The organism is Nonomuraea sp. NPDC050328 (assembly GCF_044459405.1).
Taxonomy (GTDB): Bacteria; Actinomycetota; Actinomycetes; order Streptosporangiales; family Streptosporangiaceae; genus Nonomuraea.
In genome coordinates this window covers 1,129,984-1,152,496 of the sequence record NZ_JBITIW010000001.1, presented here as the reverse complement: position 1 = coordinate 1,152,496, position 22,513 = coordinate 1,129,984, and the positions used below count along the sequence as shown (strand labels likewise).

Here is a 22,513-nt window from a genome sequence, read left to right as displayed (position 1 = left end):
TCAGGCCTCGCCGCAGTCGAGGTCCTTGCAGGTGACCGTGCCCGAGTAGCGGACCTTCGTGCCCGCGGGCACGGTCACGGTGTAGGCCGCGTCGCAGTTCTCGGCGCAGGTGAAGCCGGCGGTCAGCCGGTCGTCCTGCCAGGACTCGTCCTGCTGGCGCGTGCCGGTCCAGCGCAGGGCGCGCTCCACGAAGACCTTGCCGCCGGGGCCGGGCACGACGGAGATTCGCACCGCGCCCTTGGCCTCCAGCGTCAGCTCTTCGCCGGTGAAGTCGTAGACGGCGCTGGTCCGCTCGCTCTCGGCCGTGGGCTCGGGGCCGGGGTCGCGGCCGTTGGAGTAGATGAGGCCCGCGGCCCCGGCGAGCACGAGCGCGGGCACTGCCCAGAAGATCTTCCGCATACCCCGACGGTACGGCGGAGCCCCCGCCCGGAGCGATGGCGCAGCGTGCCGACTCCGGGGTGGTGCAAGCTCCACCCCGCCCCCTCCGGCCTACTCGGCCAGCCGCAGGTAGTGCGCCCAGTACCCCTGCCAGGGCCCGTAACGGGCCGCCTCCTTGCGCAGGTCCCGCTCGCTGAACGGCCGCCCGTAGACCCGCTCGGCGGCGGCCATGAGCTGCCGCTCGACCGGCGTCTCGTCCATCCGCCCGAGCCCGCGCACCAGGATGAACGAGGCCGACCACGCCCCCACCCCGGGCAGGTCAAGCAGGAAGCGCTTGACCTCCTCGTAGGGCGCCTCGCGCAGCCAGCTCTCGTCCGCCTCGGCCCAGGCCCGCAGCACCTCGTGCAGCCGGGGCCCCTTGACGCTGTGCCGGACCAGCTCGGCGAGGGTGCCGGCGGAGAGCGACAGGAGCTGGTCGAGGTCGGGGAAGGCGGCGTAGGCGTTGCCGACGTGCGCGCTGATCGCCGCCTTGGCCTTGGCCGCGCCGGCCGACCGGGTGCGCTGGACCAGGATCGCCCAGACCAGGGCCTCCAGCGGGGAGGGGAACTTGACCTGGTGGTAGCCGCGCAGGTGCTCGACCACGTCCGCGAAGACGCCGTCGGCCAGCTCGTAGAAGCCGGTCAGGTCGTCGTCGAGGCTGAGGTGGAAGCGCACCCGGTCGGCCGCGGCGGCGACCACCTCCGGCGTCAGCCGGTCCCCCTCCAGCTCGCACCGCAGCCCGCCGGGCGCCGCCGACACCCGGGCCAGCACGTCCTGCCCGGCGACGCGGAAGCCCTTGACCAGGCTGGAGTCCGTGACCTCCTGCTCGCCAGTCGTGGGCGGGAAGCGGGCGATGAAGCGCAACGCCGGGGCGAAGTCGAACGGCTGGACCGCCTTGAGCAGCATGGACGCCAGCCTAGAGGTCGATGACCAGAGTGATCGGCCCGTCGTTGACCAGCGACACCTTCATGTCCATCCCGAAGCGCCCGGTCTCCACGTGCGCGCCCAGCGCCCGCAGTTCGGCGACCACCGCCTCGACGAGCGGCTCGGCGACCGGGCCGGGGGCGGCGGCCTGCCAGGTGGGCCGGCGGCCCTTGCGGGTGTCGCCGTAGAGGGTGAACTGGCTGATCACCAGGAGCGGCGCCCCGACGTCGGAGCACGACTTCTCCCCGTGCAGGATGCGGAGCCCCCACAACTTGGCCGCCAGCTTCGCGGCCTGCTCGCGGCCGTCGTCGTGCGTCACGCCGACCAGCACCATCAGCCCCGGCTCGGTGATCGCGCCGACGATCGCGCCGTCCACTTCCACCGAGGCCGAACTCACCCGTTGCACCACAGCTCGCATGGGAGCCCATTTTGGCCCACCCATAGACTCACGGTGAAAGGGGACAGGAAATGTCGTTGGTTGTAGAGGTTGTCCGTTCCGGGTTCGTGGAGTCCACGCATCAGGCGAGGATGCTCGCCGTGGGGGCCGACGGCCGCCCGGTGCGCGTGCACGGAGCCGTGGACAGCCTGGTCTCGCCGCGGTCGTCGATGAAGCCGATCCAGGCGCTCGCCATGCTCCGCCACGGGCTCGCCCTGGAGGACGAGCTGCTGGCGCTGGCGTGCGCCTCGCACTCCGGCGAGAGCTTCCACGTGGACGGCGCCCGCAAGATCCTGGCCGGGGCCGGCCTGGACGAGGGCGCGTTGCGCTGCCCCGAGGACTATCCCGAGGACCGCGCGATCAGCGAGAAGGCGCGGATCTTCATGAACTGCTCCGGCAAGCACTCGGCGATGCTCGCCACCTGCGTGGTCAACGGCTGGCCCGTGGAGACCTACCTGGAGCCGACGCACCCGCTGCAGCGGGCCATCCGGGCGACCGTCGAGGAGCTGACCGGCGAGCGGGTCGCCGCGACCGGGGTGGACGGGTGCGGCGCGCCGCTCTTCTTCGTCTCGATGCTCGGCGTCACCCGCGCCTTCCGGACCATCGCGCTGGCCGAGGCGGACTCGCCGGAGGGGCGCATCTTCGGGGCGATGACCGGCTTCCCCGAGTGGACCTCCGGGACCACCCGGCCCGAGGCCAAGCTCATGCGGGCCGTACCGGGTCTGCTGGTCAAGGTGGGGGCCGAGGCGTTCGACGCCTTCGCCCACCGCGACGGGCGGGCCGGGGCGGTCAAGATCGAGGACGGCGGCCAGCGGGCCCGGACCCCGGTCACCGTGGCCGCCCTGCGCGCGCTCGGGCTGGACGCGCCCGAGCTGGACGAGCTGGCCACCGGCACGCTGTTCGGCGGCGGCCGTCCCGTCGGCGAGGTCCGGCTGCGGGCCTGACCCGGGAGGTTCAGCCGCGCAGGATCGCGGCGACTTCCTTCTGCCCGCGCTGGACGGCGTGCTCCAGCGCGGTCACCCCGTCCTTGTCGGCCAGGCCGCGATCGGCCCCGGCGGCCAGCAGCAGGCGGACGATCTCCTGGTAGGGCGCGGAGCCGTCGCCCAGGATGACCGCCTCCAGCAGGCCGGTCCAGCCCAGGTCGTTGACGTGGTCGACGTTGATGCCGGTCTTCAGCACCTCGCGCACGTAGTCCACGTGCCCGCGCTCGCAGGCCGGGATGAGCGAGATGCCGCCGTAGCGGTTGCGGATGGTGAGGTCGGGCTTGGCCGGCAGCAGGGCGCGCATCATCGCGACGCTGCCGGTCACGCCGGTCACCAGCCACGGGGTGTCGTGCTGGAAGTCCAGCGCGTCCGGGTCGGCCCCGGCGGCGACCAGGATCTGCGCCACCTCCACGTGGTCGGCGGAGGCCGCCAGCAGCAGCGCGGTGCGCCGCTGGCCGTTGCGCGCCTCCAGGTCGGCGCCTTCGTTGACCGCCTCGCGGACGGCAGCCGCGTCACCGGCCGCGGCGGCCTGGAGCAGTTGTTCGTTGAGCACGGTTGATCCTTTCACGGGCCCCGGCGTCGCGCTCGGCGACCCCTGGGCCGTGCCCGGGGCGCCCGGACCCCGCGTGCCGTCCTGGGCGCACCCCGAGGCGCCCGCCAGGATCGCGGCGAGGAGTCCGGACACCAGCACGGTCCGGCGTGTCATCGGGCTGCTCATGGGCGCACCTTACGGTCAGCGGAGCTGCCCGGCGACGGCCTGGAGCCCGGCGTTGGCGATGGCCTCGTCGATGTCGCCGCTGGGCGCGCCGCCGACGCCGATGCCCGCGATGGGGGCGCCGCCCGAGGCGACCGGCACGCCGCCGGCCAGCAGGAGGGTGCCGGGGATGGCGGCCAGCGCCTGGTTCGAGCTGAGCTTGCTGGTGGGCTGGCCGAAGGAGACGGCGGTGAAGGCCTTGCGCTTGGCCGACTCCTCGGTCTGCGGGCCGGCGCCGTCACCCTTCAGGATCAGCCGGGTCGCACCCGAGCGGTCCACGATGGCGACGGTCACACGCTGCTTCTGCTTGACGGCCTCCTTCTGCACCGCCTCGGCGATCTTCAGCGCGGCGTCGGCGGACAGGGTGTTCGTCTGCACGACCGCGGGGCCGTCGGTCTTGGCGGCCATGGCGGGCACCGCCTGGGTGGCGGTCAGGCCGCCGGCGAGGGCGAGACCGGCGACGGCGACGGCGAGCTTGCGAACGTTCATGGTGTTCCTCCAGGTCAGTGCGGTTCTTACGGTCTCCACTCTGCCGTCGGGAAACGCTCGTGCCATCGGGAGAGAGATCGAGCTGTGGGAGAGAATCGGGGGAGGTCAAGCTCAACCGATCGGTTGATGCCCGCCTGCCGTACCTGACCTAGCGTCGCGGGGAGAGGGGGATCTGTGGAGCGAGTCTGGTTGAACCGCGCCATGCACGCCGGCTTCTACCTGCTGCTCGCCGCCTCGGCCTCGCGGCTGGTGGTCCGGCATGAGCTGGACGCCAAGACCGTGCTGAGCCTGGGCGTCGCGGCGGCGCTGGCCGTGGTGTACGGCGTGGGCGTGGTCTGGTGGGAGCGGCTGAGCCACCGCTGGCTGGTGGCCTGGCTGGTCGTGGTGCTGGCCTGCTGGCTGGTGCTGGTCGAGCTGGCCCCGTCCTTCTCGTGGTGCGCGATCCCGCTGCTCTACCTGTGCCTGCGGCTGCTCAGCCTGCGGATGACGGTGGTGGCGACGGCGGTGCTGACGCTCGCGGTGATCGTGGCGCAGATCGCGCTGAGCGACCGGTTCGACCCGAGCCAGGTCCTCGCGCCGATCGCGGTCGCGGCGATGACCGTGGTGATCTTCTGGGAGCTGAGGAGGGCGGGCATGATCCAGGAACGGGAGCGGCTGTCGCGGGAGATCCACGACACCCTCGCCCAGGGGCTGAGCAGCCAGCGGATGTTGTTGCAGGCCGCGCAGCGGGTCTGGGCGAGCAACCCCGCCCGCGCCCTGGCCTACGTACGGCAGGCCGAGCAGGCCGCGGGCGAGAACCTGGAGGAGGCCCGCCGCTTCGTCCGCGACCTCGGCCCGGCGGTCCTGCACGACCGGTCGCTGCCCGAGGCGCTGCGCCGGCTCACCGACGAGGTCCACGTCGAGGGCGAGGAGTACGCGCTGGGGGAGCAGGTGCAGGCCGTGCTGATCCGGGTCGCGCAGGGCGCGCTGGCCAACGCCCGCGAGCACGCCCGCGCCTCGCGCGTGGTCGTCACCCTGTCCTACCTGCCCGGCGAGGTCACCCTCGACATCGTCGACGACGGCGTCGGCTTCGACAGCGCCGCGCCCGTCCCCGAAGGCCGCGGCTACGGCCTGCGCGCCATGCGGGACCGGCTGGCCGAGGTCGGCGGCACGCTGGTGGTGGAGAGCCTGCCCGGCGAGGGCACGGCCGTGGCTGCGAGGATTCCGGTATGAAGCTCTTCCTGGTCGACGACCACCCGGTGGTCCGCGCCGGCATCAAGGCCCTGCTGGAGGGCGAGGCCGACATGGAGATCGTCGGCGAGGCGGCCAGTGCTGAGGAGGCGGTCCGCGGCGTCGCGCTGCGCGAGCCCGACGTGGTGCTGATGGACCTGCAGCTCGGCGACGGCCCCGACGGCGTGGAGGCGACCAGGCGTGTCCGCGAGTTGCCCGGCGGGCCGAAGGTGCTGGTGCTGACGACGTACGAGACCGACGCCGACATCGTCCGCGCCATCGACGCCGGCGCGACCGGCTACCTGCTCAAGGCCTGCCCGCCGGACGAGCTGTTCCAGGCGATCCGGGCCGCGGCCCGCGGCGAGAGCGTCCTGTCGCCCAAGGTCGCCGCCAAGATGATGCGCCGCATGCGCGACCCCGGCCCGGCGCTGACCGCCCGCGAGATCGAGATCCTCGAACTGCTGGCGCGCGGCGCGGGCAACAAGGAGATCGCCAAGGCGCTGTTCATCACCGAGGCCACCGTCAAGACCCACCTCAACCACGTGTACGGCAAGCTCGGCGTGGACACCAGGACCGCCGCGGTGACGGCGGCGGTCGAGCGCGGCCTCATCCGGCTCTAGCGGCTACAACGAGCGCAGCTGCCGGGTGGCCGAGATGGCGCCGGAGGTCGTGGTGGTGAAGGTCCGCATCGACCCGGCGAACTTCGACAGGTCCCACTCGGCCGGCCCGTGGTACCAGTACAGGTTGTCGCCGCGCTGGGTGATCGAGGCCACCACCCGCGACCAGTGCTCCACGCCGTCGAAGATGACCGCGTAGGGCAGGTAGCGCGAGAACAGCTCCACCCGATGCTGCTCAGGCACGTTGCCGAGCTCGCCGGAGAACAGGTAGTCGCGGAAGGCCAGCGTGTGCGCGAGCGCGGCCGAGCCCTTGGCGGTCTTGGCCGGCATGTACTGCCCGCCCACCGCGAGCGCGGCCCCGGCGACGATGACGGCCAGGCCGAGCAGCCCGTAGCTGGTGAACCAGGCCAGGGCCACCGTCGCGGCCAGGCCCACGGCGATCAGGATCACGCCGACCGTGGTCCAGCGGGTGCGTTCGGTGTCGGGCCGGCGGGCGAACCAGCCCTGGGTGACCACGTCGGCGTACAGCGCGTCCCGCACCGCGCCGAGGTTCTTGGCGAAGGAGCCGGACAGGTCGGACAGCAGCACCGCGTCGCGGCCGTCGAAGATCGCGTCGTACAGGGCGCGCTCGTAGGGCAGGAGCGCGTTCACCGGCGCGTTGGGCCGCTTGACCAGCATCCAGTCGGGCGCGTCGTAGGCGCCGCGCTCCTGCTCGTCGATGCGCAGGTAGCCGCGCACGGCCAGGTCCACGATGGTGGCCGTCACGTCCACCACGTCGGCCTGCTCGTCGACCAGGGTGCCGATCTGGCCGGGCCGTACGCCGTCGGGCGGGGAGAAGTGCCCGTCCTGGACCGGCTGGACGCTCGCGCCCGCGCCCCGGACCCGGGCGTCGCGCCCGCGCGTCCAGTAGAGCAGCCCGACGCCGCCGAGCAGCACGATGAGCAGCCCGGTGAGCGCGCTCGCGGTCACCCCGTTCAGCGCGAACGCGCCGGCCAGCGAGAAGCGCCGCTCCAGCAGCGGCGTCGCGCCGGTGGCGCCCTTCGGGTAGCCGACCACGACGGTCAGCGCCTCGCCGGCGGCCAGCCCCTGCTGCTCGAAGTCGGCCTGGACGCCGGTATGGTCCATGGAGGCCGCGGTGCAGCCGATGGCCGAGGTGAGCGCGCCGGCGAAGCACGACAGGTTCTGGAGCTGCCCGGGCCCGGTCACCTTGACGGTCGCCTTCTCCACCGGGACGTTCCACCCGCTGACCGCGAACCAGCGCAGCTCCTCGATGTCACCCGCCGGGGCGACCGCGCCCTTCACGTCGTACTCCAGCGTCGCCGGGGCGGTCACGGTCAGCACGTCGCCGTCGAGCTTGCCGCCCTTCACCGCACTGACCTGGTAGAGCCGGTCGTGGTCGTCGTCGAGGCGGGTCCTGGTGAGCAGCGTGCGCTTCAGCTCGCCGCTCCCGGTGAGCTTCTCCGTCACGTGCAGCGTGCCGTCCTTGCGCAGCTCCAGCGTGACCTCGTCGGTGATGGCGCCGTCCGCCGAGGCGGGCGAGGAGATCAGCGCCAGGACCGTGGCCCCCAGGACGGCCAGCGTGAGCCTGATTCCCGTCATGGGGGCAGATCGTATCGGTTCCTCCCGAGATCAGGCGGTGATGGCGATGCGCAACCGGCGGAAGCCCCGGCCCTTGCTCTCGATCTTGGCGACCTTGATCCGGCCGATCTGCCGGGTGGAGCCGACGTGCGTGCCGCCGTCGGCCTGGGTGTCGAGGCCGACGATGTCCACGATCCGCACCAGCTCCACGTCCTCGGGCACGAGGTTGGTGGCGGTGCGGATGATGTCCGGGATGCCGAAGGCCTCCTCGCGCGGCAGAACCTTGATGTCGATGCGCCGGTCGGCGACGATCTCGGCGTTGCACGCCTCCTCGACCGCCTCCTTGAAGCCGGGCGGGATCTCCGGGAGGTTGAAGTCCATGCGCGCGGTCAGCACGTCCATGTTGCCGCCGGTGACCAGCGCGCCGTAGTCGCGGAAGACCACCCCGCACAGCACGTGCAGCCCGGAGTGGGTGCGCATCAGCGCGCTGCGCCGCTCGTCGGCGACCGCCCCGGTGACGGTGGTGCCGACCGGCGGCAGCGGGTCGCCCTCGGCGGGCAGCAGGTGGAGGTCGTCGCCCTTGCGCACTCCGACGATGCGGGTCTCCACGCCGAGCCAGAGCAGAACTCCGTGATCCGGTGGCTGGCCGCCGCCTCCCGGATAGAATGCCGACCTGCTCAAGACGATCCCCTCGGGTGACGACTCAAGGACGACCGCCTCGAAGGAACGCACCTTCTGGTCGGCGAGTTCGAGCCGCTGCGTACGCCCGTGGAGATCGAAGCTCATGTCCGGCAGCCTAGAGCCCTCGAGGTGGTCATGCGCGGCCTGTTGCGTCGTCCGTTGAGGACACCGGCCGCGGCAGTCCTGATGATTTGTTGCGCTATTTCGGGATGCGCGGGGGTTGCGGAGGAATCGGCGCCCATGCGAGCTCCGGCCGGGGAGTCGCGCGCCCCGGTCATGATGGCGGTGGGCGACAGCTTCACCGTGGGCTCCGGCCCGGTGCCGGCCTGGCAGAGCTATGCCGCGGCGGCCGCGCGCACGCTGCGGTGGCAGCCGGTCATCGCCGGAGCGGGCGGCACGGGCTTCGTCAGCCGTGGCCGCGTGGGGCGCAACTTCCGCGAATCGTTCGAGGCCGAGCTGGCCTGGCGTCCGGCGCCCGACGTGCTGATCATCTCCGGCGGCCACAACGACCGCCGGTGGAGCACCCAGCACGTCCGGCGGGCGGCCTCCAGCCTGCTCTGGCTGGCCCGGGCCCAGTGGCCGCGGACCAGGATCGTCGTGATCGGGCCGATCTGGCTCGACACCCCTCCGCCCGGGGCCAGCCGGGTGCGTGACGCGCTGGCCGAGGTCGCCGGGCGGGAAGGCGTGACCTTCCTCGACGCGATGGCGCAGCGCTGGATCACCGGCGATCCGGCGGCGGTGATGCTTCCCGACGGCGTCCATCCCACGCGCGGCGGCCACGCCCGCATCGCCGCCTGGCTCGTGGACTCCCTCGCCAAGGCGGGCTTCACCGCCCCGGCCTGACCGCGCTACACCCGCGCTACGTCGGCGCTACCGCCCGATCGCACTGTTGGCGCATGGCTTACGTGCTCGTGGCCTGCCAGGTCCTGCTCGGCGTGGTGTTCGCGGTCTCCGCGATGACCAAGCCGGTGGGCTGGAAGGCGTTCGTCTCATCGCTGCGTTCCCTGCGCCTGCTGCCCGGCGGGCGCGGCGCCGCTGCCGCCGCGGCAGCGGTGGTGGTGGCGGAGGCGGTGTGCGTGGGGGCGGTGGCGGTCTGGCCGCGGCCGGGGTTCGCGCTCGTGGTCCTCATGCTGGTCGCCTTCACCGGCGCGGTGGCGCTTTCGCTGCGTCGCGGCATCCGGAGCCCGTGCCGGTGCTTCGGCGCGTCGACCACCCCGCTCGGCCGGGTCCACCTGGTCAGGAACACGTTGCTGGGCGCCGTGGCCCTGACCGGATGGGGGGTGGCATCGCCGCAGGCAGGGACGACGACCGTAGCGGGCGCAGCCGTGGCCGTCCTGGCCGGAGTGGCCGGAGCGGTCGTGCTGATCGCTCTCGATGACCTCGTCGTCCTGTTCGCCGAGCCCGTAAGGAGCGCCTGATGGTGTACCTGACCGCCGCCGTCGTCGTGCTGAGCCTGCTGACCTTACTCAACCTGCTGCTGACCGTCGGGGTGATCCGGCGGCTGCGCGCGGAGGCCGCCTCGCGCCGCGACGAGCTGGGCGGCGTGCGGGTGGGAGCCGTCGTGGGCGAGTTCGCCACGACCGATGTGGACGGCAGGCCGATCTCGCGTGGCCGGCTCAACGAGCGGACGCTCGTCGGCTTCTTCACCCCGGGCTGCGAGCCCTGTGCCGAGCTGTTGCCCCGCTTCGTCGAGCGCGCCGGGCAGGTGCCGTACGACGTGATCGCCGTGGTGTCAGGACCCGCGGAAGACTACGTGCGGGAGCTGGCGCCGGTCGCCGCCGTCGTCGCCGAAGGCTCGACCGGAGCACTCCAGGAGGCCTTCCGCGTCATGGCCTTCCCCTCGGTCTACCTGATCGACGGCAGCGGCACGGTCGTGGCCGAGGGGCTCGACGCCAGCCTCGCCGAGCCCGTCCCGGCATGAGGACCGCGGCCACGGTGGCGTGGCGGTGTGCTCGCCGGCAGGTCGCCGCCTACGCGCTGATGGCACTCGCGCAGGCCGCGGGACCGGTGGCGATGACCTGGCTGACCAAGGCCGTCCTCGACGGCCTCAGCCTGGGCACGGGCTCGCTGGTCGGTCCTGCCGTGGCGCTGGCGGTCGTGGGCGTGGCGACGGCGGCCATGCCGCAGGTCACGGAGTACCTGGGCCGCCAGATCAGCAGGGCCATGACCGCGCACATGACCGATCGGCTCTTCGCCGCCACCACCGCCTTCGTGGGTCTGCGCAGGTTCGAGGAGCCGCGCTTCCTCGACGGGCTGCGCCTCGCGCAGGAGGGGGTGACGCAGGCGGGCACGGTGGTGACCGGGGTCTTCGCGCTGGCACGGTCGGCGCTCACGCTCACGGGCTTCACCGTCTCCCTGCTGATCATCAGTCCGGCGATGACGGCGATCGTGCTCGTCTCGGCCGTGCCCGCGTTGCTGGCCTACCTGCGCCTGTCCCGGCGGCGGCTGGCGATGCTCTGGGCCGTCAGTCCCGTCGAGCGACGGCAGTTCTTCTACGCCGAGTTGCTCAGCACGATCGAGGCGGCCAAGGAGATCAGGCTCTTCGGCAGTGGGGGGCTGCTGCGCGAGCGCATGATGACCGACCTGCGCGGCGCGGACCTGGCCCGGCGCGCGGTGGACCGCCGCGAGCTGTCCACCGAGGTGGGGTTGGGGCTGCTGGCCTCGGTCGTCGCCGGCGGCGGGCTGGTCTGGGCCATCGGCGCGGCGACGGCCGGACGGCTCACGCCCGGCGACGTCTCGCTGTTCATCGCGGCGGTCGCGGCCGTGCAGGGCGCGCTGCTCGCGCTGCTGGGCGGCATCGCCGACGCGCATCACGGGTTACGGCTGGTCGGCCACTACGCGCGCGTCCTGCGCGAAGAGCAGGACCTGCCCATCGCCGGAGCCGCCGTGCCGCTGCCGCCGCTCCGGGATGGCATCGAACTTCGCGACGTGTGGTTCCGGTACAGCGACGAGCACCCGTGGATCCTGCGCGGCGTCTCCCTCTACCTGCCGCGCGGACAGGCCGTGGCGCTGGTCGGGAGCAACGGCGCCGGCAAGAGCACCCTGGTCAAGCTGCTGTGCCGCTTCTACGACCCGACCAGGGGGTCGATCCTGTGGGACGGCGTCGATCTGCGTGAGGCCGATCCGGCCGGCCTGCGGGAGCGGATCACCGCGGTCTTCCAGGACTACATGTGCTACGACTTCTCCGCCCGCGACAACATCGCCATCGGCGAGGTCACCGCGATGGCCGACCTGGACCGGATCCGTGCCGCCGCGGGCGAGGCGGGCCTCGATCGAGTGCTGTCGGACCTGCCTCGCGGCTACGACACCCAGCTCACCCGGATGTTCGTGAGCGAGGAGGAGCGCACCGACGCCTCGACGGGTGTGGTCCTGTCGGGCGGCCAGTGGCAGCGCAGCGCGCTGGCTCGGGCGTTCTTCCGTCACGGCCGCGACCTGATGATCCTCGACGAGCCGAGCTCCGGGCTGGACCCGGGGGCGGAGGCCGAGGTTCACGCCCGGGTGCGCCGCCATCGCGAGGGCCGGACCAGCCTGCTCATCTCCCATCGGCTGAACACCGTGCGGGACGCCGACCAGATCGTCGTGCTCGAGGACGGGGTGGTGGCCGAGCAGGGCTCCCACGATGCTCTCCTGGCGCTCGACGGCGTCTACGCCCGGCTCTTCCGCCTGCAGGCCAGGGGGTTCGAGGTGGTGGGGTCGTGATCGCCGCGCTGGCCGCCGTCGCCGCTGTCCTGCTTGCCTGGGTACGGCTGCGCCGTACCTTCACCGTGGTCGTCGTCCAGGGCATCAGCATGGCGCCGACCCTGCGCCGGGGTGATCGGCTGCTGGTGCGCCGGGCCCGTGAGGGCGCCCTGCGCACCGGCCAGATCGCCGTCCTGCGCGACCCCACCGGAAACGGGCACCTGATCAAGCGGATCGCCGCCGTCCACGGCGAGCCGGCTCCAGCGTCGGTGCCCCACGAGGGGCCGGTGCCCAGCGGGGCTCTGGCGGTGCTGGGTGACAACCCCGAGGTGAGCTACGACTCCCGCCACTGCGGCCTCGTCAGGGAGTCGGACGTGCTTGGCGTAGTGATCAGGCCGCTACGCCACGGCCAGAACCGGCCGGAAGGTGCCTGAGGCGTTTCGAAGAAAGGAAAGGTCCATGTCCCGTTTGAGCGCGATCGCCGACCGTCTCGTCGGCCTGCTCGTCCCGACCGTGGAGGCCAAGGCGGCGTGCACCCCGCACTGCGGCGCCTGGAGCACCCCCTCGTGCTCGGGCGGCATCTGCTGCGTCCGCCGCAGGTGCGTGCGGAGTGACTGCAGCACCTGGTACGACAAGCAGTGCTTCGCCGCCTGAGCACTCCTGAGGTCACACCGGCTCGCCCCTGAGGATGCTGCGCTGCAGCAGCACCAGCTCGGGGGCGGGTCCGGTGCCGAGTTCGACGGCCAGCAGCGAGCGGACGCGCGTCCAGGCGGACAGGGCGTCCGCTCGCCGGCCGGATCGGGCCAGCGCGGTGATGAGGAGGCTCCACAGCGCCTCGCGGAAAGGGTGCTCGCTCACCAGCCGTTCGAGGTCGGCGACCACCTGCCGATGCCGGCCGCACCCGAGCTCGGCCTCCAGCCACAGCTCCCGCGCGCACAACATGGTCTCGTGCAGCCGGTCGCGCTCACCGCGGACCAGGTCGATGTCCATGTCGGGCAGCATCGCGCCCCGCCACAGCGCCAGTGCCGCGCCGAGCCGCTCGGAGGCCCGGCAGTGCTCGCCGCGCTCCAGCGCGAGGCTGCCCTGGCCGAGCAGCCGCTCGAACTCCGCCGCGTCGAGCAACCCGGACGGCAGGCAGAGCCGGTAGCCGAATCCGCAGGTGGACAGTCTCAGCCCGGTTCCGGCCAGCGGGCGCAGGTGCCGGCGCAGCCGGTAGACATAGGTGCGCAGGCTCGCCCCCGCCGTGGGCGGCACGGCCTGCGGCCACAGTTCGGTGATCAACTGGTCGGTGCTGACCGGCCGACCGGCGCGCAGCAGCAACATCGCCAGCAGGGCCCGTTGCTTGTGTGCGCCGATATGGACGGAGGAACCGGGAAAGTCGAGCTCAAGATGACCGAGAACGCGAAACACAGCCTCACCTCCACTCGGCGGGAGGCTACGCGGCCGCGCTTTTGATCTACTATGGCGCGGCTACCAGGGCCGTGGACCAAGGTCGCCGCCTAGACCGGCACGCCGAGGTGGGCGGGCAGGGGGACGGTCCGTCCGCCTCGCACGCAGACGTAGGTGACGGTGGCGGCGGCGACCACGTCGGCCGCGCACCGCACCGTGAAGGCGAGCGTGATCGACGTGGTGCCGACGCGCTCCGTGTGCACGGCGATCGTCGCCGGCTCGGGCCGGATCGGCGCGAAGAACTCCCAGCTCGCGGCCCGGACCACTAGGTCGACCGCCGCACGCCGCAGCGCAGAACGCCCGCCCCGGGCGTCGAGCCAGCCGAGGAAGGCTTCCTCGACCAGCTCGCGAAGGGGCATCTACCAGGGCCCGTAGGGGCCCATGTGGCCGCCGCCGCGCCCGCCCATGCCCTTGACCGCGGGCTTCACGTCCACGATGTAGACGGTCGCCGCGATGACCGAGGCGATGGAGAAGATGCTGATCGCGCCGAGCCCGATGAACCCGGACAGCCCGAGCGCCCACATCTGGCGCAGGTCCTGGAAGAAGGCGAAGCCGCCGCCCGCCGACAGCAGGGTGGCCAGGCCAAGGATGAGCAGCCAGATGTTCTTCTTGAGCTTGCCCGCGGCGACGAACGCGTTGGCCGGCACCCGCAGCGCGTGGACGAACGCGTAGGCCGACATGCCGAAGATGGCGATGGCGAGCACCAGGAAGAGGATGTTCAGGCCGCCGCTGATCAGACTCATGTTCGCTCCGCCCTCTAGCTTGACGACCCCCAGACTATACGGGCGGACATGGATGCGGCCCGTCTCGATCGAGACGGGCCGCATCGCGGGAAGGTCAGGCCTTGGTGGTCGGGGAGGCCTTGGTGGTACGGGTCTTCTTGACCGGCTGGACCGGCTCGGCGACGGGCGGCTCGGCGGCGGTGGAGACCTCTTCGAGCTCCAGGGCGGCCTCGCCGCTCACCCGGCTGACGACCTTGCGGCCGCGGTTGACGGAGGCCTCGTAGACCTCGGTCGCCCGGACGCCGATCAGGTCGGCGTAGCCGCGGGCCTTGACCGGCAGGTCGCGGACGATCTCCTCGGCCTTGCCGGCCGCGGTGCGGGTGCGCTCGGGCAGCTCGCGGGCCAGGTCGGCCGAGGACAGCTTCTGGAGCTGGGCCGGGAGCTCGCGGAGCTTCTCGACGACGAAGTCGCCCGCGCCCGCGACGGCGTAGAAGGGCTTGGTCTCGGTGAGCTTCTTGACCTCGGTGGCGAGCGTCATGGGTTAACCTTTCTCGGTTTCCTGGTTGACGTAGCCGTTGCCCGAGAGCCATTCCCCCGGCAGCGGCGGTTCGTCGTCCGATTCGGAGTCCGTCTCCGGCCGCGTCGAGGGCTGCTCTCCCTCGGCGCGGTTCTCCTTGCGGAACGATTCGTAGATGTCGATCAGCACCTGGCGCTGGCGGCCGCTGAGTCCCGCGTCCGCCCTGATCGCGGCGATGACGTCGCTGGGCTGCTCGCGGTCCTCCATCAGGCCGGCCTGCACGTACAGCGCCTGGGCGGAGATGGACAGACCTTTGGCGATCTGGTTGAGGATCTCCGCGCTCGGCTTGCGCAGGCCGCGCTCGATCTGGCTCAGGTAGGGGTTGGAGACCCCGGCCTGTTCGGCGAGCTGGCGCAGCGAGATCTTCGCCTGCTGCCTCTGCTCGCGGATGTATTCGCCGATCGAGCCGACCTTCGGTAGTGCCATGCCTCTAGCATGCCTCGCGGTGCTTGCAATTGCAAACGCGATGGCTAACCCCAGCAAGCGGTCAAGCTGGGATGACCCACAGGAAGGGGGCGGCAGTGGTCAACGTCACAATGAGCGCGAACACCGCATACCGCAACGAACGCGACAAATCGGGAATCGGCTTGATCAGGCGATCGACCCTGGCCATCACGTGGGACTGCATGCCGAGCATGCCGTGCGGGGCGGGCATGGCGCCTGCCGTACCGAAGCGGAGCAGGGCGGTGGCCAGCCGGCGGGCGGAGACGTAGCGGCGGGCCCGGTCGTCGGCGGCCATCTCGACCAGCAGCTCGACCTGCGCCTGCGCCTCGGAGACCGTCTTCGACCAGGGGAGCGCGGCGCGCAGCGCGCCGAAGGGCAGGATCACCAGGTCGTGCCGCTCGCGCACGTGGGCCGCCTCGTGGGCCAGCACCGCGGCCAGCTCGTCCTGCGACAGCAGCGCCATCGTGCCCGCGCTGATGACCACCTCGGAGTTCCAGCCGGGCACGCAGTAGGCCGCCGCGCCCGGATGGTCGAGCACGCGCACGCCGGGGATGCCGGGCTCCTCGCGGGCGATGAGCGACAGCAGGAGCCGGTGCCGCCGCCGGGCCCGGAGGGTCTGCACCCCGGCGGTGGCGGTGACCAGGATCAGGACGGCCAGCAACGACAGCCCGGCGATCATCGCCAGCACGTGCGGCACGTCCCAGGGCTCGTTCGGCCGGACCCCGCGGGCGAAGGCGATCAGCCCGTGGAGCACCCCCCGGTCGTACGGCATGACGGCGAAGGCGAGCAGGGTGCCGATGCTGGCCAGCCCCCAGGTGAGACCGAGCGCCTGCCACAGCAGGATGGCCATGCGGGGGGAGCGATAGGTCCAGCGCGCGGAGGTGAACCGCCAGGCGCCGAGCGCGCAGCCCAACGCCAGCGTCGCCAGCGCGGCCGCGGTGATCACTCTTCCTCCAGCTCCTGAAGCGCTCTGCGCAGGATCTCCGCTTCGTCGCCGGAGACGGCCTTGGCGAAGCGGGCGAGGGCGGCAGAACGGTCGCCCGTCAGATCGAGCGCCTCCAGCATAAGCTCGGCGACGTACGAATCGCGGCTTTCCGCGGGTTCGTAGCGCCAGGCCCGTCCGTCTCGGGTGCGCCGCAGGAAGCCCTTGCGGGTGAGCCGGTCGAGCACGGTCATGACGGTGGTCGGCGCCAGGTCGCGGTCGGCGATCAGCCGGCCGACCTCGCGGGCCGTCAGGGCCGAGGATTCGGCCCAGAGGATGTCCATGATGCTGCGCTCGAGTTCGCCAAGACCCTTCACACTCACCAGCGTAGTACTACGTACTGTCGAGTAAGCAGGTGGGGAGACGAATCTCACTCCCCGTCCACAGCCGACCAGGGCAGCGTCAGCTCGCCCAGCCGCCACCGGGCCCGCCCGCCGAGCGGCGGGTGCGTGAAGATCGGCCAGTGGCCGGACAGCGTCCGCACCGCCTCCAGCCACCGCTGCCGCCGCCCGTGGCTCTCGTACGGCGCGGCCACCGCCCAGGCCCGGTCCCAGTCGCGCAGGAAGGCGTGCACCCGCTCGCCCGGCACGTTGCGGTGGATGAGCGTCTTGGGCAACCGGTCGGCCAGGTCGGAGGGCTTGTCGAAGGCGTCGAAGCGCGCGGCGAAGGTCAGCGTCCGCGGCCCCTCAGCGGTCAGGCCGGCCCAGACCGCCCGGTGGCCGACCTCCGAGCACGTCCCCTCGACCAGGAGCCCGCCGGGCGCCAGCTTGCCGCGCAGCACCTCCCAGTAGTGCCACGCCTCCGCCTCGCCGTACTGCCTGAGCACGTTGAAGGCCCGGATCAGCATCGGCGGCCGTGGCACCGGCAGCTCGAAGCCGCCGAGCGCGAAGCGCAGCCCGGGCCGCTCGTACGGCTTGGCAGCCGCCACCCGCGCCGGGTCGATCTCCAGCCCGAGCACCTCCACCCCGGGACCCAGCCGGTCGGCCAGCTCCAGCGTGGTGACCGGCGAGGCGCCGTAGCCGAGGTCCACGGCCAGCTCGCCGGGCATCCGGCGGCCGTGCACGGCGACGGTCCACCGGTCGGCCCGCCTGAGCCGGTTGACCCCGGTGGTGCCGCGGGTGATGGCGCCGACCGGCTTCACACGCGGTGCACCTTGTGCTGGGCGGCCTGGGCGCGCGGCCGGATGACCAGCCGGTCCACGTTGACGTGCGAGGGGCGGGTGACCGTCCAGGCGATCGCGTCGGCGATGTCGTCGGCCACCAGCGGGCCGGGCACGCCCTCGTAGACCTTGGCGGCGGCGTCGCCGTCGCCGCGGAAGCGGGTGAGCGCGAACTCCTCGGTCCGCACCATGCCGGGCACGATCTCGATAATGCGCAGCGGCTGGCCCACCAGTTCGAGGCGGAGCGTCTCGGTCATGGAGGTCTGGGCGTGCTTGGCGGCGCAGTAGCCGCCGCCACCCTCGTAGGAGACGATCCCGGCCACCGAGGTGACCATGACCAGCACGCCGTCACCCGAGTCGATCAGCGCGGGCAGCAGCGCCTGGGTGACCCGCAGCGCGCCGAGCACGTTGATGTCGTACATGCGCTGCCAGTCGTCGAGCCGGCCCTGCGCCACCGGCTCCAGGCCGAGCGCGCCGCCGGCGTTGTTCACCAGCACGTCGCAGCGCTCCAGCGAGGCGGCGAGGGCGTCCACCGACGGCTGGTCGGTCACGTCGAGCGTCACCGGGGTGATCCCCGGCACCTCGGCGGCCAGCTTGTCCAGCCGCTCGCGCCGCCGGGCCGCCGCCACCACCTGGTACCCCTCGGCGGCGAGCCGCCGCGCGGTCGCCTCGCCGATGCCGCTGCTCGCCCCGGTCACCACTGCCGTCTTCGTCATGCGCCTATCCTGCCAGCAGCGCGAAATGTGATCTTTAACCGGGAATGTCATCGCGAAAAGGGTGGTTATAGCCCTTTCGGAGGTGATGCCCGGTGAGGCGACGCCGAGTCGGCCGGGTCGCGACTGTCAGCATGCACACGTCTCCGCTCGATCAGCCGGGAACCGGCGACGCGGGCGGCATGAACGTGTACATCGTCGAATCCGCCAAGCGCCTGGCCCAGGCGGGCGTGGAAGTCGAGATCTTCACCCGGCAGACCGCACGGGACCTGCCGCCGGTGGTCGAGCTGACCCCCGGCGTGCTCGTGCGGCACATCACCGCCGGGCCGTACGAGGAGCTCGACCGCGGCGACATGCCCTCGCAACTGTGCGCGTTCCTGTCGGGCGTGCTGCGGACCGAGGCGATGTACGAGCCGGGCCGCTACGACGTCATCCACTCGCACTACTGGCTGTCCGGCCAGGTGGGCTGGCTGGCCAAGGAACGCTGGGGCGTACCGCTGGTGCACACCATGCACACCATGGCCAAGGTCAAGAACCTGCTGCTGGCCACCGGCGACAAGCCCGAGCCGCAGGCCCGCGTGCTGGGCGAGGAGCAGGTCGTGGAGGTCGCCGACCGACTGGTCGCCAACACCTCCGACGAGGCCCTGGAGCTCATGGACCTGTACGGCGCGCCGAGCGACCGCGTCGAGGTGGTCAACCCCGGCGTGAACCTCACCGTCTTCCAGCCCGGCTCGCAGGGCGCCGCCCGCCACCGGCTGGGCCTGCCGCAGAACGCGCACGTGCTGCTCTTCGTCGGCCGCATCCAGCCGCTCAAGGCCCCCGACGTGCTGCTGCGCGCGGCCGCCCGGATGCTGATCGAGGACCCCTCGCTGCGCTCCCGGCTGGTCGTCGCCTGCGTCGGCGGCCCCTCCGGCAACGGCCTGTGCCAGCCCAACATCCTCGCCGAGCTCGCCACCGAACTCGGCATCACCGACGTGGTCAGGCTCCTGCCGCCCGCGCCGCAGCACGAGCTGGCCGACTGGTACCGCGCCGCCGACGTCACCGTCGTGCCCTCCTACAACGAGTCCTTCGGCCTGGTCGCCCTCGAGTCGCAGGCCTGCGGCACCCCGGTCGCCGCCGCCTCGGTGGGCGGGCTGCGCACCGCCGTCGCCGACGGCGTCTCCGGCGTCCTGGTCGACAGCCACGACCCGCACGAGTGGGCCCGGGTGCTCCAGCGCTTCGTCGCCAGCCCGCGCTGGCGCGACGAGCTCTCCTCCGGTGCGCGGGCGCACGCCGCGGGCTTCGGCTGGTCGGCGACGGCCGCCAAGCTCATGGACGTGTACGGCGAAGCCGTCGCCAACCGTGCCCTTAAGCTGGCCGTATGAGGCAGATCCTCGAAAGCGCGCTCAAATCGCTCGACGTCGGCTTCGAGGAGCCCCGCCCGGGCGCCTTCCTGGTCAAGCTGCCCGGCACCCACAAGCTCGCCACGATGACCTGGCTGATCGTCAACGATCAGGCGTTGCACGTCGAGGCGTTCTTCTGCCGCCAGCCCGACGAGAACCACGCCGAGTTCTACCGCTGGCTGCTGACCAAGAACGGCGGCATGTACGGCGTGCACTTCGCCCTCGACCCCGTGGGCGACGTCTACCTGGTCGGCCGGATGCCGCTCCAGGCGCTGTCGGAGGAGGAGGTCGACCGCCTGCTCGGCTGCGTGCTCACCTACGCGGACGAGGGCTTCGACAAGGCCCTGGAGCTGGGCTTCGCCTCCTCGATCCGGCGGGAGTGGGCCTGGCGGCTGTCACGCGGCGAGTCGACCGCCAACCTTCAGGCCTTCGCCAGGTTCGCCGACCCCTCCTGACCCTCGTGCTCGGGGTGCGGCACGACCTTGTTGCGCACCACGAGCCCGAAGGCCACCACGACCAGCCCCAGCGAGCCGGCCACCACGAAGGGCGCGGCCGGGATCCACACGTCGTAGAGCCAGCCGCCCAGCATCGACACGACCATGATCCCCAGGGCCCCGCAGAGCGAGTGCAGCCCGAAGGCCGAGCCGCGCACCGCGGCCGGCACCTGCTGGCCCAGGAGCGGCCCCGCGGTGTTGATCCCGGCGATCTCCCCGACGCCCACCAGGCAGGCCACGATGATCATCGCCGGGCCGAGCGGGTCGGACACCAGCAGCGTCGACAGGTAGGACAGCGCGGCCACCAGTTGCGCCACGATCACCAGGTTCTGCCGCTTGACCCGGTCCCCCAGCCAGCCGAGTAGCGGCGAGACCAGCAGGGCCATGGTGTGCGCGATGCCGACGATCATGCCCGCCCTGGCCAGCGCGGCCGCCTCGGACAGCCCGGCCTCCTGCGCCGCGTGGTTGACCCAGAGCGCCATGAAGCCGGAGACGACCGCCAGGTCCGCACGGGCCACGAAGGCGGCGGCGTAGGCGAGCGCGACGCCCGGGTCCCTGGCCAGCCGGGTGCCGGTGGCGATGAGCTGGGTCAGCGGGATGTGCCGGCTCTGGTCGCTGACCCGCGCCTTCGACAGGCCGGCCCGCATGATCAGCCCGGCGACCACGAGCAGCACCGCCACGGTCAGGAAGCTGGCCCGGGCGGCGTCGGCGGCCGACAGGCCCTGCGCCTCGAAGAGCTTGGGCAGCCGCGCCAGCGCGAACACCGCCAGCAGCCCGCCCAGCCCGGTCGTGACGCCCAGGACGCCGTAGGACTTGCCGCGCGAGGAATTGGTCGCGTAGTCGATGGCGATCGTGCCGAACATGCCGCCCAGCGCGGCGGTGCCGAGCGCCAGCAGCACCCGCAGCGCCACCAGGACGCTCGCGTTGCCGGCGAAGGGGAAGAGCACCGCCCCGAGCGCGCAGATCAGGAAGCCGGCGACGACGATCGGCCGCCGCCCGTGCCGGTCGGCCAGCGCTCCGTACCAGGCGAGGCTGAGCACCATGGTGATCTCGGCCACCGTCCCGAGCAGCCCCACCACGCTGCCCTGGCTCTCCTTGGGCAGGCCGAGCACGGCCGAGAGCAGGTAGGGCTGCATGGTCGGGATGAAGACCACGAACATGGTCGTCGCGAAACCCACCGACCAGGCGGCGATCATGTTCTTCCGGGTCACGCCGGGCGCGAGTTGGACGCCGAGGATTTTGGCCACGATCCTGATCATTTACTAGGAAAAATCATAAGATCAAGTGTTGTGACCTTTGATCCGAAAGTGCCGAATGTTGCCCGGATGTACGACTACTTCCTCGGCGGCAAGGACAACTTCCCGGCGGACCGCGAGGCGGCGGAACAGGTCCTCAAGCACGTCCCGTTCATCCCGGTAGGAGTGCGGGAGAACCGCGCCTTCCTCGGCCGCGCGGTCGAGTACCTCGCCGGCCAGGGCATCCGCCAGTTCCTGGACATCGGCGCCGGCCTGCCCACCCAGCGCAACGTGCACCAGGTCGCCGCCGAGCACGCGCCCGGCGCGAAGACCGTCTACGTGGACAACGACCCGCACGTCCTCAGCCACGCCCGCGCCATCCTCCAGGACAGCCCCGACGTCGCCGTCCTGGAGGGCGACCTGCGCCGCCCCGAGGAGATCCTGGCCGCCGCCCGCGCCGAGCTCGACTTCACCCGGCCCGTCGCCGTGCTCCTGCTGGCCATCGTGCACTTCGTCCAGGAACGCCCGCGCGAGATCCTGGACACCCTGCTGGAGGCGCTCCCGCCCGGCAGCCACCTGGTCCTGTCGCACGTGTGCAACGACATCCAGCCCGAGGCCCAGCCCGGCGTCGAAGCCGTCTACCAGGGCGCCTCCGCCCAATTCACCGCCCGGTCCTCCGCCGAGATCCGCGCCTTCTTCGACGGCCTCGACCTCGTCGAGCCCGGCGTCGTCAACCTGCCCGACTGGCGGCCCGAGATCCCTGAGCTGCAGCCCTTCCGCGACGTCCGCCCCGCTTACTTCCTCTGTGGAGTCGCCCGCAAGAGCCACCCCTAGGATTGGTCCCATGGCGACTTTGGTGCTCGTACGGCACGGCGAGAGCGAATGGAACCTCAAGGGCCTGTTCACCGGCTGGGTGGACGCGCCCCTGTCCCCGCGCGGCGAGGCCGAGGCCCGGCGCGGCGGCGAGCTGCTGATCGAGGCGGGCATCCGGCCCGACGTGGTGCACACCAGCCTGCTCAACCGGGCGATCCGCACCGCCAACCTCGCGCTGGAGGCGGCCGACCTGCAGTGGCTGCCGGTCAAGCGCTCCTGGCGGCTCAACGAGCGCCACTACGGCGCCCTCCAGGGCAAGGACAAGGCCCAGACGCGCGCCGAGTTCGGTGACGAGCAGTTCATGCTCTGGCGGCGCTCCTTCGACGTGCCGCCGCCGCCGATCGCCGACGGCGACGAGTACTCGCAGGCCGGCGACCCGCGCTACGCGTCTCTGCCGCCGGAGCTGATGCCGCGCACCGAGTGCCTCAAGGACGTCATCGACCGCGCCCTGCCGTACTGGTACGACTCGATCGTGCCGGACCTCGCGGCCGGCCGTACCGTCCTGGTGGTGGCGCACGGCAACTCGCTGCGCGCGCTGGTCAAGCACTTCGACGGCATCTCCGACGAGGCCATCGCCGGGCTCAACATCCCCACCGGCATCCCGCTCGTCTACGACCTGGACGAGTCCTACCGTCCGGTGACGCCCGGCGGGCGCTACCTCGACCCGGACGCCGCCCGCGCGGCCATCGAGGCCGTGGCCAACCAGGGTCGCTGACC

The 22,513-nt window shown here is 72.1% G+C and carries 30 protein-coding genes; 13 read left to right on the top strand and 17 right to left on the bottom strand.

Going from position 1 to position 22,513, the window contains the following annotated elements; translation table 11 throughout:
* The 3 genes from ACIBG7_RS05385 to dtd all read right to left on the bottom strand — a co-directional run bounded on the left by ACIBG7_RS05385 (position 1) and on the right by dtd (position 1,759).
* Entirely contained in the window at positions 1-399 is a 399-nt protein-coding gene (locus ACIBG7_RS05385) for a hypothetical protein (protein WP_357915410.1), read from the bottom strand.
* Positions 400-489: 90 nt separating this feature from the next.
* Positions 490-1,323: a hypothetical protein gene (locus tag ACIBG7_RS05380; RefSeq protein ID WP_357915413.1), complete on the bottom strand. Its 834-nt coding sequence runs from the start codon at positions 1,321-1,323 to the stop codon at positions 490-492.
* A 10-nt stretch (positions 1,324-1,333) separates the two neighbouring features.
* Positions 1,334-1,759, bottom strand: coding sequence for a D-aminoacyl-tRNA deacylase (gene dtd / locus ACIBG7_RS05375; RefSeq protein ID WP_357915415.1), 426 nt, complete (start codon positions 1,757-1,759; stop codon positions 1,334-1,336).
* Positions 1,760-1,809: 50 nt separating this feature from the next.
* Between dtd and ACIBG7_RS05370 the strand changes: the two genes are divergently transcribed.
* Positions 1,810-2,721: an asparaginase gene (locus ACIBG7_RS05370; RefSeq protein ID WP_357915418.1), complete on the top strand. Its 912-nt coding sequence runs from the start codon at positions 1,810-1,812 to the stop codon at positions 2,719-2,721.
* 10 nt (positions 2,722-2,731) lie between these two features.
* Here the strand turns inward: ACIBG7_RS05370 and ACIBG7_RS05365 are convergent, their stop codons facing one another.
* Complete coding sequence (locus ACIBG7_RS05365) at positions 2,732-3,478, bottom strand: ankyrin repeat domain-containing protein (protein WP_357915421.1); 747 nt, start codon at positions 3,476-3,478, stop codon at positions 2,732-2,734.
* A 15-nt stretch (positions 3,479-3,493) separates the two neighbouring features.
* A complete protein-coding gene (locus ACIBG7_RS05360) occupies positions 3,494-4,003 on the bottom strand; it encodes a heme-binding protein (protein WP_357915424.1) in 510 nt (169 codons plus the stop codon).
* 174 nt (positions 4,004-4,177) lie between these two features.
* Between ACIBG7_RS05360 and ACIBG7_RS05355 the strand changes: the two genes are divergently transcribed.
* Together ACIBG7_RS05355 and ACIBG7_RS05350 are read left to right on the top strand one after the other, a co-directional pair.
* Positions 4,178-5,215 carry a sensor histidine kinase gene (locus ACIBG7_RS05355; RefSeq protein WP_397335234.1) on the top strand — a complete coding sequence of 346 codons (1,038 nt, stop codon included), beginning with the start codon at positions 4,178-4,180 and terminating at the stop codon, positions 5,213-5,215.
* The gene (locus tag ACIBG7_RS05350; RefSeq protein WP_357915430.1) at positions 5,212-5,832 is read left to right on the top strand and encodes a response regulator transcription factor; all 621 of its coding nucleotides are present in this window, start codon (positions 5,212-5,214) and stop codon (positions 5,830-5,832) included. The genes ACIBG7_RS05355 and ACIBG7_RS05350 overlap by 4 nt, the downstream gene beginning before the upstream one ends.
* A gap of 3 nt (positions 5,833-5,835) precedes the next feature.
* Here the strand turns inward: ACIBG7_RS05350 and ACIBG7_RS05345 are convergent, their stop codons facing one another.
* Together ACIBG7_RS05345 and ACIBG7_RS05340 are read right to left on the bottom strand one after the other, a co-directional pair.
* The gene (locus ACIBG7_RS05345) at positions 5,836-7,428 is read right to left on the bottom strand and encodes a DUF2207 domain-containing protein (RefSeq protein WP_357915433.1); all 1,593 of its coding nucleotides are present in this window, start codon (positions 7,426-7,428) and stop codon (positions 5,836-5,838) included.
* A gap of 30 nt (positions 7,429-7,458) precedes the next feature.
* The gene (locus tag ACIBG7_RS05340; RefSeq protein ID WP_357915436.1) at positions 7,459-8,193 is read right to left on the bottom strand and encodes an alanyl-tRNA editing protein; all 735 of its coding nucleotides are present in this window, start codon (positions 8,191-8,193) and stop codon (positions 7,459-7,461) included.
* Between the two features lie 135 nt (positions 8,194-8,328).
* Here ACIBG7_RS05340 and ACIBG7_RS05335 point away from each other — a divergent pair, with 135 nt between their 5' ends.
* From ACIBG7_RS05335 to ACIBG7_RS05310, 6 genes are read left to right on the top strand one after another with little or no spacing between them, the layout of a single operon-like run.
* Positions 8,329-8,931: an SGNH/GDSL hydrolase family protein gene (locus tag ACIBG7_RS05335; RefSeq protein ID WP_357915439.1), complete on the top strand. Its 603-nt coding sequence runs from the start codon at positions 8,329-8,331 to the stop codon at positions 8,929-8,931.
* 53 nt (positions 8,932-8,984) lie between these two features.
* Positions 8,985-9,506, top strand: a complete 522-nt coding sequence (locus tag ACIBG7_RS05330) for a MauE/DoxX family redox-associated membrane protein (RefSeq protein WP_397335233.1) — start codon at positions 8,985-8,987, stop codon at positions 9,504-9,506.
* Positions 9,506-10,009, top strand: a complete 504-nt coding sequence (locus ACIBG7_RS05325; RefSeq protein ID WP_357915445.1) for a TlpA disulfide reductase family protein — start codon at positions 9,506-9,508, stop codon at positions 10,007-10,009. Before ACIBG7_RS05330 ends, ACIBG7_RS05325 begins: the two co-directional genes overlap by 1 nt.
* On the top strand, positions 10,006-11,787 hold the full coding sequence (locus ACIBG7_RS05320; protein WP_397335231.1) for an ABC transporter ATP-binding protein: 1,782 nt from the start codon (positions 10,006-10,008) through the stop codon (positions 11,785-11,787). The genes ACIBG7_RS05325 and ACIBG7_RS05320 overlap by 4 nt, the downstream gene beginning before the upstream one ends.
* Positions 11,784-12,200, top strand: a complete 417-nt coding sequence (locus tag ACIBG7_RS05315) for a S26 family signal peptidase (RefSeq protein ID WP_357915451.1) — start codon at positions 11,784-11,786, stop codon at positions 12,198-12,200. The genes ACIBG7_RS05320 and ACIBG7_RS05315 overlap by 4 nt, the downstream gene beginning before the upstream one ends.
* Before the next feature lie 25 nt (positions 12,201-12,225).
* Positions 12,226-12,420, top strand: a complete 195-nt coding sequence (locus tag ACIBG7_RS05310) for a hypothetical protein (protein ID WP_357915454.1) — start codon at positions 12,226-12,228, stop codon at positions 12,418-12,420.
* 12 nt (positions 12,421-12,432) lie between these two features.
* Here ACIBG7_RS05310 and ACIBG7_RS05305 read toward each other — a convergent pair whose 3' ends face one another.
* From ACIBG7_RS05305 to ACIBG7_RS05265, 9 genes are all read right to left on the bottom strand, one after another.
* Entirely contained in the window at positions 12,433-13,176 is a 744-nt protein-coding gene (locus tag ACIBG7_RS05305) for a BTAD domain-containing putative transcriptional regulator (RefSeq protein ID WP_357915457.1), read from the bottom strand.
* An 89-nt stretch (positions 13,177-13,265) separates the two neighbouring features.
* The gene (locus ACIBG7_RS05300) at positions 13,266-13,574 is read right to left on the bottom strand and encodes an acyl-CoA thioesterase domain-containing protein (protein WP_357915460.1); all 309 of its coding nucleotides are present in this window, start codon (positions 13,572-13,574) and stop codon (positions 13,266-13,268) included.
* A complete protein-coding gene (locus ACIBG7_RS05295; RefSeq protein ID WP_357915463.1) occupies positions 13,575-13,958 on the bottom strand; it encodes a DUF2516 family protein in 384 nt (127 codons plus the stop codon).
* Positions 13,959-14,052: 94 nt separating this feature from the next.
* Positions 14,053-14,475, bottom strand: a complete 423-nt coding sequence (locus ACIBG7_RS05290) for a hypothetical protein (RefSeq protein ID WP_357915466.1) — start codon at positions 14,473-14,475, stop codon at positions 14,053-14,055.
* A gap of 3 nt (positions 14,476-14,478) precedes the next feature.
* Positions 14,479-14,940, bottom strand: a complete 462-nt coding sequence (locus tag ACIBG7_RS05285; protein ID WP_357915469.1) for a helix-turn-helix transcriptional regulator — start codon at positions 14,938-14,940, stop codon at positions 14,479-14,481.
* 61 nt (positions 14,941-15,001) lie between these two features.
* Positions 15,002-15,904 carry a M56 family metallopeptidase gene (locus tag ACIBG7_RS05280; RefSeq protein WP_397335230.1) on the bottom strand — a complete coding sequence of 301 codons (903 nt, stop codon included), beginning with the start codon at positions 15,902-15,904 and terminating at the stop codon, positions 15,002-15,004.
* A complete protein-coding gene (locus ACIBG7_RS05275; RefSeq protein ID WP_357918326.1) occupies positions 15,901-16,257 on the bottom strand; it encodes a BlaI/MecI/CopY family transcriptional regulator in 357 nt (118 codons plus the stop codon). Before ACIBG7_RS05275 ends, ACIBG7_RS05280 begins: the two co-directional genes overlap by 4 nt.
* Before the next feature lie 53 nt (positions 16,258-16,310).
* A complete protein-coding gene (locus ACIBG7_RS05270) occupies positions 16,311-17,081 on the bottom strand; it encodes a class I SAM-dependent methyltransferase (protein WP_397335229.1) in 771 nt (256 codons plus the stop codon).
* The gene (locus ACIBG7_RS05265; protein ID WP_397335227.1) at positions 17,078-17,815 is read right to left on the bottom strand and encodes an SDR family NAD(P)-dependent oxidoreductase; all 738 of its coding nucleotides are present in this window, start codon (positions 17,813-17,815) and stop codon (positions 17,078-17,080) included. Before ACIBG7_RS05265 ends, ACIBG7_RS05270 begins: the two co-directional genes overlap by 4 nt.
* Positions 17,816-17,946: 131 nt before the next feature.
* On the opposite strand from ACIBG7_RS05265, the gene mshA reads away from it, so the two are divergent.
* Both mshA and ACIBG7_RS05255 read left to right on the top strand, forming a co-directional pair.
* Positions 17,947-19,176: a D-inositol-3-phosphate glycosyltransferase gene (gene mshA / locus ACIBG7_RS05260; protein ID WP_397335226.1), complete on the top strand. Its 1,230-nt coding sequence runs from the start codon at positions 17,947-17,949 to the stop codon at positions 19,174-19,176.
* Complete coding sequence (locus tag ACIBG7_RS05255; RefSeq protein WP_357915484.1) at positions 19,173-19,649, top strand: YbjN domain-containing protein; 477 nt, start codon at positions 19,173-19,175, stop codon at positions 19,647-19,649. Before mshA ends, ACIBG7_RS05255 begins: the two co-directional genes overlap by 4 nt.
* Here ACIBG7_RS05255 and ACIBG7_RS05250 read toward each other — a convergent pair.
* Complete coding sequence (locus tag ACIBG7_RS05250) at positions 19,616-20,947, bottom strand: MFS transporter (RefSeq protein ID WP_397335225.1); 1,332 nt, start codon at positions 20,945-20,947, stop codon at positions 19,616-19,618. The genes ACIBG7_RS05255 and ACIBG7_RS05250 overlap by 34 nt on opposite strands.
* Positions 20,948-20,995: 48 nt before the next feature.
* On the opposite strand from ACIBG7_RS05250, the gene ACIBG7_RS05245 reads away from it, so the two are divergent.
* Positions 20,996-21,757, top strand: a complete 762-nt coding sequence (locus ACIBG7_RS05245) for an SAM-dependent methyltransferase (protein ID WP_357915490.1) — start codon at positions 20,996-20,998, stop codon at positions 21,755-21,757.
* Positions 21,758-21,767: 10 nt separating this feature from the next.
* Positions 21,768-22,511 (top strand): phosphoglyceromutase, encoded by a 744-nt coding sequence (locus tag ACIBG7_RS05240; RefSeq protein ID WP_357915493.1) that lies wholly within the window; start codon positions 21,768-21,770, stop codon positions 22,509-22,511.
* Positions 22,512-22,513 lie beyond the last annotated feature (2 nt).